General features: G+C 75.4%; 9 protein-coding genes. 2 read left to right on the top strand and 7 right to left on the bottom strand.

Features of this window, described 5'->3' with window-relative positions:
• Window positions 1–75 precede the first annotated feature (75 nt).
• The 3 genes from ACFW1I_RS35775 to ACFW1I_RS35765 are packed head-to-tail and all read right to left on the bottom strand — an operon-like array spanning window position 76 to window position 2,988.
• On the bottom strand, window positions 76–1,020 hold the full coding sequence (locus ACFW1I_RS35775; RefSeq protein ID WP_384677841.1) for a 3-oxoacyl-ACP reductase: 945 nt from the start codon (window positions 1,018–1,020) through the stop codon (window positions 76–78).
• A gap of 12 nt (window positions 1,021–1,032) precedes the next feature.
• Window positions 1,033–2,109 carry a Zn-dependent alcohol dehydrogenase gene (locus ACFW1I_RS35770; RefSeq protein WP_384677839.1) on the bottom strand — a complete coding sequence of 359 codons (1,077 nt, stop codon included), beginning with the start codon at window positions 2,107–2,109 and terminating at the stop codon, window positions 1,033–1,035.
• Between the two features lie 24 nt (window positions 2,110–2,133).
• Window positions 2,134–2,988 carry a MaoC/PaaZ C-terminal domain-containing protein gene (locus ACFW1I_RS35765; protein ID WP_384677837.1) on the bottom strand — a complete coding sequence of 285 codons (855 nt, stop codon included), beginning with the start codon at window positions 2,986–2,988 and terminating at the stop codon, window positions 2,134–2,136.
• 239 nt (window positions 2,989–3,227) lie between these two features.
• On the opposite strand from ACFW1I_RS35765, the gene ACFW1I_RS35760 reads away from it, so the two are divergent.
• Entirely contained in the window at window positions 3,228–3,587 is a 360-nt protein-coding gene (locus tag ACFW1I_RS35760) for a hypothetical protein (RefSeq protein WP_384677835.1), read from the top strand.
• A 5-nt stretch (window positions 3,588–3,592) separates the two neighbouring features.
• Window positions 3,593–4,225: a response regulator gene (locus tag ACFW1I_RS35755; RefSeq protein ID WP_384677853.1), complete on the top strand. Its 633-nt coding sequence runs from the start codon at window positions 3,593–3,595 to the stop codon at window positions 4,223–4,225.
• On the opposite strand, the gene ACFW1I_RS35750 is transcribed toward ACFW1I_RS35755, so the two are convergent.
• From ACFW1I_RS35750 to ACFW1I_RS35735, 4 genes are all read right to left on the bottom strand, one after another.
• Window positions 4,222–4,893, bottom strand: coding sequence for a response regulator (locus ACFW1I_RS35750; RefSeq protein WP_384677833.1), 672 nt, complete (start codon window positions 4,891–4,893; stop codon window positions 4,222–4,224). The two genes, ACFW1I_RS35755 and ACFW1I_RS35750, sit on opposite strands and share 4 nt — an antisense overlap.
• Window positions 4,890–6,083, bottom strand: coding sequence for a sensor histidine kinase (locus ACFW1I_RS35745; RefSeq protein WP_384677832.1), 1,194 nt, complete (start codon window positions 6,081–6,083; stop codon window positions 4,890–4,892). The genes ACFW1I_RS35750 and ACFW1I_RS35745 overlap by 4 nt, the downstream gene beginning before the upstream one ends.
• A gap of 7 nt (window positions 6,084–6,090) precedes the next feature.
• The gene (locus tag ACFW1I_RS35740; RefSeq protein WP_384677830.1) at window positions 6,091–6,774 is read right to left on the bottom strand and encodes a DUF998 domain-containing protein; all 684 of its coding nucleotides are present in this window, start codon (window positions 6,772–6,774) and stop codon (window positions 6,091–6,093) included.
• A gap of 113 nt (window positions 6,775–6,887) precedes the next feature.
• The coding region (locus ACFW1I_RS35735) for an MFS transporter (protein ID WP_384677828.1) at window positions 6,888–7,949 on the bottom strand (1,062 nt) is incomplete at its 5' end.

Below are 7,949 nucleotides of genomic sequence, written 5' to 3'. Positions count from 1 at the left end.
GGGGCCGAGGGGCCCGGGGGGAACCGCCCCCGGGGGCCCTTCGCCGTCCCCACCGCCCCCCACGCCGGTGGTCGTTCAGCCCTTCTTCAGCCCCAGGACCTCGGAGGCCGCGAAGGTCTCGCCCGGCGGGCGCTCCGCGAAGTACGGGGTGAGCAGCCCGTCCAGCTCCTCGAAGCCGAACGCCTCCTTGGCGGTGTCGAACTTGGCCGCCACCCGGGGCCGTTCGACGACGGCGACCATCCCGCCGTGGACGACGAGCAGCTGTCCGTTGACCCGGGCCGCGGCCGGGGAGGCGAGGTAGCCGACGAGCGGGGCCACGTGCTCCGGCGACAGCGGGTCGAGCTCGTCCTCGGCGGCCGGTTCGGCGAAGCCGGCGAAGACGTCCTCCGTCATGCGGGTGCGCGCGCGGGGGCAGATCGCGTTGGCGGTCACCCCGTACCGGGCGAGGGCGAGCGCGGTCGAGGTGGTCAGGCCGACGATGCCGCCCTTGGCCGCCGCGTAGTTGGGCTGTCCGGCCGAACCGGCGAGGAACGCCTCGGAGGAGGTGTTGACGATCCGGCCGTAGACGCCGGTCTCCCCCGCCTTGGCGCGCCCGCGCCAGTGCACGGCCGCGAAGTGGGTGGTGTTGAAGTGGCCCTTGAGGTGGACGCGGATGACCGAGTCCCACTCGTCCTCGCTCATCGAGAAGACCATCCGGTCGCGCAGGATGCCCGCGTTGTTGACCAGGACGTCGAGCTTGCCGAACTCGGTCACGGCCAGGTCGACCAGGCCGCGCGCGGTCTCGAAGTCGGAGATGTCGCCGAGGTGGGCGACGGCCCGGCCGCCCGCCGCGGCGATCTCGGCGGCCACCTCCTCGGCGGGGGTGGCCGACGCCTCCCCGGAGCCGTCCCGGCCGGGCTGCCCGTAGTCGTTGACGACCACGGACGCGCCGAGCCGGGCCAGTTCGAGCGCCTCGGCGCGGCCGAGCCCGCGCCCGGCGCCGGTGACGATCGCGCTCAGCCCCTCAAGAGGCAGTGACATGGCGGGGTCCTCTCAGATCTCGATGCAGGTACGGAGGGACGCGCCGGTCCGCATCTGCTCCAGGGCGTCGTTGATGCCCGTCAGCGGGACCCGGTGGGTGATCAGCGACTCCAGGTCGATGCGGCCGGCCCGCCAGAGCGCGATGGCCCGCTCGTACGACCGGAGCACGTCGCCGCCGCCGTACATGGAGGGCAGGATCCGCTTCTCGTCGAAGAACAGCTCGAACATGTTGAGCTGGAGGTTGTCGTCCATGGCGCCGGCGCCGACCACGCAGAGGGTGCCGCCGCGCCGGGTGGTCTCGTACGCGGTCCGCGCGGTGGCGGACTTGCCGACGACCTCGAAGACGTAGTCGAAGCCCTCGCCGGCGGTGATCCGCTGCTTGGCGTCGCCGAGGGCGTCGGGGGCGACGGCCTCGGTGGCGCCGAAGCGGAGCGCGGCCTCGCGGCGGGACTCGACGGGGTCGACGGCGACGATCTGGGCGGCGCCCTGGAGCCGGGCGCCCTGGATGGCGGAGATGCCGACGCCGCCGCAGCCGATCACGGCGACCGACGAACCCGCCTCCACCTTGGCGGTGTTGATGGCGGCGCCGAGGCCGGTGGTCACCCCGCAGCCGATGAGGGCGGCGATGTCGAAGGGCACGTCGTCCGGGATCGGCACGGCGCAGCCGGCGTCGACGACGACCTCCTCGGTGAAGGTGCCGGTGCCGGCGAAGCCGAAGACGTCACCGCCGGGGCGCTTGAAGTTGGGGGTGCCGGCGTTCATGAAGCCGGCCAGGCAGAGCTGGGTCTGGCCGCGCCGGCAGGCGGCGCAGGCGCCGCAGGCGGGCAGCCAGCAGAGCAGGACCCGCTGGCCGGGGGTCAGTCCGGTGACGCCGTCACCGACGTCGAGGATCTCGCCGGCGCCCTCGTGGCCGGGGATGAACGGCGCCGGCTGGGGCAGGACGCCGCTCATGGCGGAGACGTCGGAGTGGCACAGGCCGGTGGCCCGCACCCGGATCCGCACCCTGCCCGGGCCGAAGCCCACCGCCTCGACGTCGTCGAGGACCTCCAGTTTGTCCTGGCCGATCTCGTGCAGTACGGCTGCGCGCATGGTGCGGCTCCCTCCGGGGCGGATCTACGAGTGTTCGACGAGCGTGTCGGCGAGGACGGGGGCGTCGTCGCGCTCCACGGCCGTCACCGTCGCCTGGACGCGGCCGTCCCCGGCCCACATCCGGATGCGCAGGGTCTCGCCGGGGAAGACGACCCCGGCGAAGCGGGTGCGGTAGCCGCGGACGCGGGTGACGTCGCCGCCCAGCACCGTGTCGACGACGGCCTTGAGGGTCATGCCGTACGAGCAGAGGCCGTGCAGGATCGGGCGGTCGAAGCCGGCCAGCGCGGCGAACTCGGGGTCGGCGTGGAGCGGGTTCCAGTCGCCGGAGAGCCGGTAGAGGAGGGCCTGCTCCTCGCGGATCGGGCGCTCGACGGTCTTGTCGGGCTCGCGGTCCGGGACCTCCAGGCGCTCGGAGGGGCCGCGGTCGCCGCCCCAGCCGCCCTCGCCGCGGACGAAGATCTGGGCGTCGGAGGTCCACAGCGGGCCCTCGTCGTCGGCGGCCTCGGAGCGCAGCACCAGGATGGCGGCCTTGCCCTTGTCGTACACGGCGGCGACGCGGGAGGTGGAGACCGCCCGGCCGCCGGTGGGCAGCGGGCGGTGGAGGGTGATCGACTGGCCGCCGTGGAGGACGGCGGCGAGGTCGACGTCGATGCCGGGGGCGGAGAGCCCGCCGACGACGCCCATGCCGGCCCCGGCGACGGTGGCGAAGCTGGGCAGCACGTGGAGCCGGGATTCGAGCGTGTAGCGCAGCTCGGCCGGGTCGGTGGCGGGACTGCCGGCGCCGAGGCCGAGGTGGTAGAGCTGGACGTCCTTGTGGTCCCAGGCGATCTCGGCGCTGCGGGGTTCCGCGGCGAGGGCCTTGGCGGGGTCGATGGGCATCGCCTTGCTGCTCCTTGGAGGTCCTTGGAGTGGAAGACCTCGGCGCGACCGTCCGCACCGTCGGTCACGCCGAGGCCGTGCGGGAACCGTCCCGGACGCGGCTGACTAGAACGCGTTCCAGTTCGGTGTCCCCCATGTATAGCGGAGGCCCGACGGCTTGGGAACCCTCGCACGTCACACTTCTGACGGTACGTCAGACACCGGGTGCGCGGTACCCCGGCGGTGGCAGCCCAGGACATTTGTCACCGTCAGGTCCGTACACGGACGCCTGCCGGGGCGGGCCCGCCGCTCCGTACTTCGACGCGGCGCTCGGGCAGGTGGTCCGGCACGCGCGGGCGAGCCGGTGCGAGATCGTGGTGACGGGCGGCCCGGAGCGGGCCCGGCTCACCGTCACCGACAACGGCCTCGGCCCCTCCCCCGCCGCAGCCGGCAGCGGGCTGCGGGGCTTGGGCGAGCGGCTCGCGGCGGCGGGCGGCACCCTTGCCACGGCGGAGGCCCCGAGCGGCGGTTTCCGTCTGACGGCGGAGCTGCCGACCTCGCCGGAGCGGCCCGCGCCGTCCGGCGGGGAGGAACCGTCCGGCCTAGGCTTTCGGTTGTGAACGAGATGCCGCGGGAACACCGGCCGTCCAAGTCCATTCGGGTGCTGCTCGCCGAGGACCAGGGGATGATGCGGGGGGCGCTTGCGCTGTTGCTCGGGATGGAGGCGGACATCGAGGTCGTCGCCCAGGTCGGGCGGGGGGACGAGATCGTGGACCGGGCGCTGGTGGCGCGGCCGGACGTGGCGCTGCTCGACATCGAGCTGCCGGGGATGTCGGGGCTCGACGCGGCGGCGGAGCTGCGGGACGAGGTGCCGGACTGCCGGGTGCTGATCCTGACGACCTTCGGCCGGCCGGGGTATCTGCGGCGGGCGATGGAGGCGGGGGCGGCCGGGTTCCTGGTGAAGGACGGGCCGGTGGAGGAACTGGCGGAGGCGGTCCGGACGGTGCTGCGGGGCGAGACCGTCATCGACCCGGCGCTCGCGGCGGCGGCGCTGGGCGCGGGGCCGAACCCGCTGACGGCGCGTGAGCGGGAGGCCCTGTCGGCGGCGGTGGACGGGGCGACGATCGCGGACATCGCGGGCCGGCTCCATCTGTCGGAGTCGACCGTGCGGAACTATCTGTCGGCCGCGATCGGGAAGACCGGGACGCGGAACCGGATGGAGGCGGCGCGGGCCGCCCGGCAGCAGGGGTGGCTCTAGACGGTCCCGCCGGGGACGACCAGGCCCGTCTCGTAGGCGAGGATCACCAGTTGGGCGCGGTCGCGGGCGCCGAGTTTGGCGAGGGCGCGGGTGACGTGGGTCTTGGCGGTGAGCGGGCTGATGACGAGGCGTTCGGCGATCTGGTCGTTGGAGAGGCCGGTGGCGATCAGGCGGGTGACCTCCCGTTCGCGGGCGGTGAGGACGTCGAGGCGTTCGGGGGTCTCGGTGGGGGCAGCGGGGCGGTGGGCGAACCGCTCGATCACCCGGCGGGTGGCGCTCGGGGAGAGGAGGGCGTCGCCGGCGGCGACCGCGCGGACGGCCTGGCGCAGGTCGTCCGGTTCGATCTCCTTGGTGAGGAAGCCGCTGGCGCCGGCGCGGAGGGCGGCGAAGACGTACTCGTCGGTCTCGAAGGTGGTGAGGACGATGACCCGGCACCCCGTCAGGCCGGGGTCCCCGACGAGGGTGCGGGTGGCGGTGAGGCCGTCGGTGCCGGGCATGCGGATGTCCATGAGGACGACGTCGGGGCGGACGGCGCGGGCGGTGCGGACGGCTTCGTCGCCGGTGCCGGCCTCGCCGACCACCTCGATGTCCTTGGCCCGGCCGAGGAGGCTGCGGAAGCCGGCCCGCACGAGGGCCTGGTCGTCGGCGAGGAGCACCTTGATCGTCATGGCCGGAAGCCTGGCACAGGGATGACGGCCCGGACGAGCCAGCCGTCCCGGTCGGCGGGCTGCCCGGCGGTGAGTTCGCCGCCGAGGGCGTGGACGCGTTCGGTCATGCCCCGGATGCCGTGTCCGGGGGCGGCCGCCGGGCCCGGCGGGGTCCGCCCGTCGTCGGAGACCGTGACCTCCACACGGCCCTCCTCGCAGCGGACGGTGACGTCGGCCCGGGAGGCGCCGGAGTGGCGGGCGGTGTTGGTGAGGGCCTCCTGGACGAGGCGGTGAACGGCGAGGGAGACCGGGGCGGGGACGGCGGCGGGGTCGCCGGTGGTCTCCAGGCGGATGGCGAGGGAGGGGGTGCGCATGCGGGCGACGAGGGCGGCGAGTTCCGGGACCCCGGCGGCGGGTTCCTGCGGGGACGGGGCCTCCCCCGGCGCGCGGAGGACGTGGACGAGGGCGCGGAGGTCGCGGACGGCGGCGGTGCGGACCTCCTGGGCGGTGGTGAGGGCGGCCCGGGCCTCGGCCGGGGAGTCGTCCAGGGACTCGGTGGCGACGCGGAGCTGGAGGCCGACGACGGTGAGGGTGTGGCCGACGACGTCGTGGAGTTCGCGGGCGATCTCCAGCCGGGCCTCGGCGATGCGCCGGCCGGCCTCCAGGTCGCGTTCCCTGGCCTCCCTGAGGAGGCGGTCGTCGCGTTCGGCGCGCCAGCGGAGGCGGTTGCGGTAGGCGGTGGCGGCGGCGAGGAGCAGGGCCAGCCAGAGGGCCTCGGCGCCCAGGGAGGCGAGGGCGTCCCGGGGCGCGGTGCCGGCCGTGGGCAGCTCCCAGCCGGCGGCGAGGACGAGTTCGGTGACGCCGACGGCGGCGGCCCAGGGCAGGCCGGGGCGGCCGGGGCGGTCGTCGGCGGCCAGCCCGGCGTACGCGGCGGAGACCGGCCACACCCAGCCGATGTCGGTGAGACCGGAGGTGCGGAAGACGATGACGGCCTGGACGGACAGGAGGAGGACGGCGAGGGGCCACCGGCGGCGGGCCAGGAGCAGCAGGCCCAGCCAGAGCGCGAGCGGCAGGGCGCCCGCCGCGTCCAGCCGGCCGCCGAAGCGGGCGGTGCCGGCGAGCACCGCGACGAAGGTGACGGCCGCGAGGAGCCCGTCCACGGGACGTACCGCGCGCAGGGCGGCGGTCGTACGGGCGAGCGCTCGGTCCATGCGTCGATCATGCACGACGGCCCCGCTCCGCGGCAGCGGTCGCGAGGAGGGCGACGGCGACCCAGCCGAAGTCGGCGGCGAGCACGATCCGTTCGACGAGCCCGAGGAGGGTGGGGGCGCCGAGCAGGCCGAGCGAGGGGCCGCCGTCCATGACGTCGGCGAGGAGGACGGCGAGGACGGCCGTGCTCAGCAGGGAGACGGCGGTGAGGGCGTCGAGGGCGGTCCGCAGCCGGGGCCGGGCCGCGGTGAGCGTCCGGCGGAGGAGGAGCGCGGCCGTGGGGAGGGCGGCGAAGGCGACGAAGGCGGCGTTGCCGTGGACGAGTTCGGAGAGGGAGGGGCGGTGGTGGTGGCCGGGCGGGTCGGCGGGGAAGATCCCGGCGATCAGGAGCCCCACGGCCCACGCCCACGCGGCGATCCGGCCGGCCCCGCCGCCCCGGAGCCGTGCCGCGAGGACGGCGGAGGCACCGGCGGCCGCCAGGAGGCCCGCGGGGAGGAGCAGGCCTGCGGTGCCGTGCACGTACCGGCTGAGGGCCTCGCTGAGCAGGTCGTAGCCGGGGTTCAGCAGTTCCACCGCCGTGAGGGCCAGGGCGCCGGCGCCGAGCAGGGCGAGCGGGGCCCGCCCTGCCCCTGCGGTGGTCGTCCTCGCGGTCGTTCTCGCGGTCGTCGTCGCGGTCGTTCTCGTCGTCGTCATGCCGTCCTCCTCGTCGTGGCTTCCGGGTGGTGCTCCGGACGCTACGGAGGGGGCAGGGGCGGCCGCGTCCTCCCGGCGCGGTCACCCCGGCGTACACCGGACGGTGACGGAGGCTAGGGCTTCTGCACCGTTCGGTGTACGGGGCGGGGCAGCCAGACGGCCATCAGGACGGCCGCGGTGAGCAGGATGGCGGCGGAGACGCGGAAGGCCATGGCGTAGCCGGGGACCAGGTGGGAGCCGTCCGGTGTGCCGAGGGGGGCGAGGTCGGGGCCCGTGGGGACGGCGGCCGCGACCGTCGTGAGGACGGCGAGGCCGAGGGCGCCGCCCATCGTGCGGGAGGTGTTGACCAGGCCGGAGACGAGACCGGCGTCGCCGGGGGCGGCGCCGGAGGTGGCGAGGGTGGCGAGGGGGGTGGTGGCGAGGCCGAGGCCGCCCATCATGACGAGGCCGGGGCCGAGGATGGTGGTGAGGAAGGTGCCGTCGGCGGTCATCGTCGACTGCCAGGCGAAGCCGGCGGCGGCGACGAGGAGTCCGATGACGGCGAGGTTCCTGGCGCCGGTGACGGCCATCAGGCGGGGCGCGGCCTTGGAGCCGACGAGGACGGCGAGGGAGCTGGGCACGAGGGCGAGGCCGGCCTGGAGCGGGGGGTAGCCGAGGACGTTCTGGGCGTACACCGTCATGAAGAACCACATGGCGAAGGAGGCGGCTCCGCCGAGCATCATCCCGGTGTTGGCGGCGGACACCGCCCGGTTGCGGAAGATGCCGAGCGGGACGAGGGGTTCTCCCGTGCGCCGCTCGACGGCGACGAAGGCGCCGAGGAGGGCGAGGCCGCCGAGGAGCGGGAGGAGGGTGGCGGCGGAGGTCCAGCCGGACATCTCGGTCTGCACGATGCCGTACGCGAGGGTGGCGAGTCCGGCGGTGACGAGGACCGCGCCGGGCAGGTCGAGGCGGCGGCCGGCGTCGGCGCGGCCCTCGCGGAGCCAGAGCGCGGCGGCGGCGAGGATGAGGGCGCCGAGGGGGACGTTGACGAGGAGGACCCAGCGCCAGTTCAGCAGGTCGACGAGGAGGCCGCCGACGAAGCCGCCCGCTGCGCCGCCGGCCGCGCCGACCGCCGTCCAGGTGCCGATGGCCCGGGGGCGGGCGGCGCCGGCGGGGACGGCGGCGGTGACGAGTGG

This window comes from Streptomyces sp. NPDC058955, from assembly GCF_042741435.1.
Lineage (GTDB): Bacteria > Actinomycetota > Actinomycetes > Streptomycetales > Streptomycetaceae > Streptomyces.
Note: the sequence above shows the minus strand (reverse complement) of the source record. Positions and strands in the feature narration are given on the sequence as shown.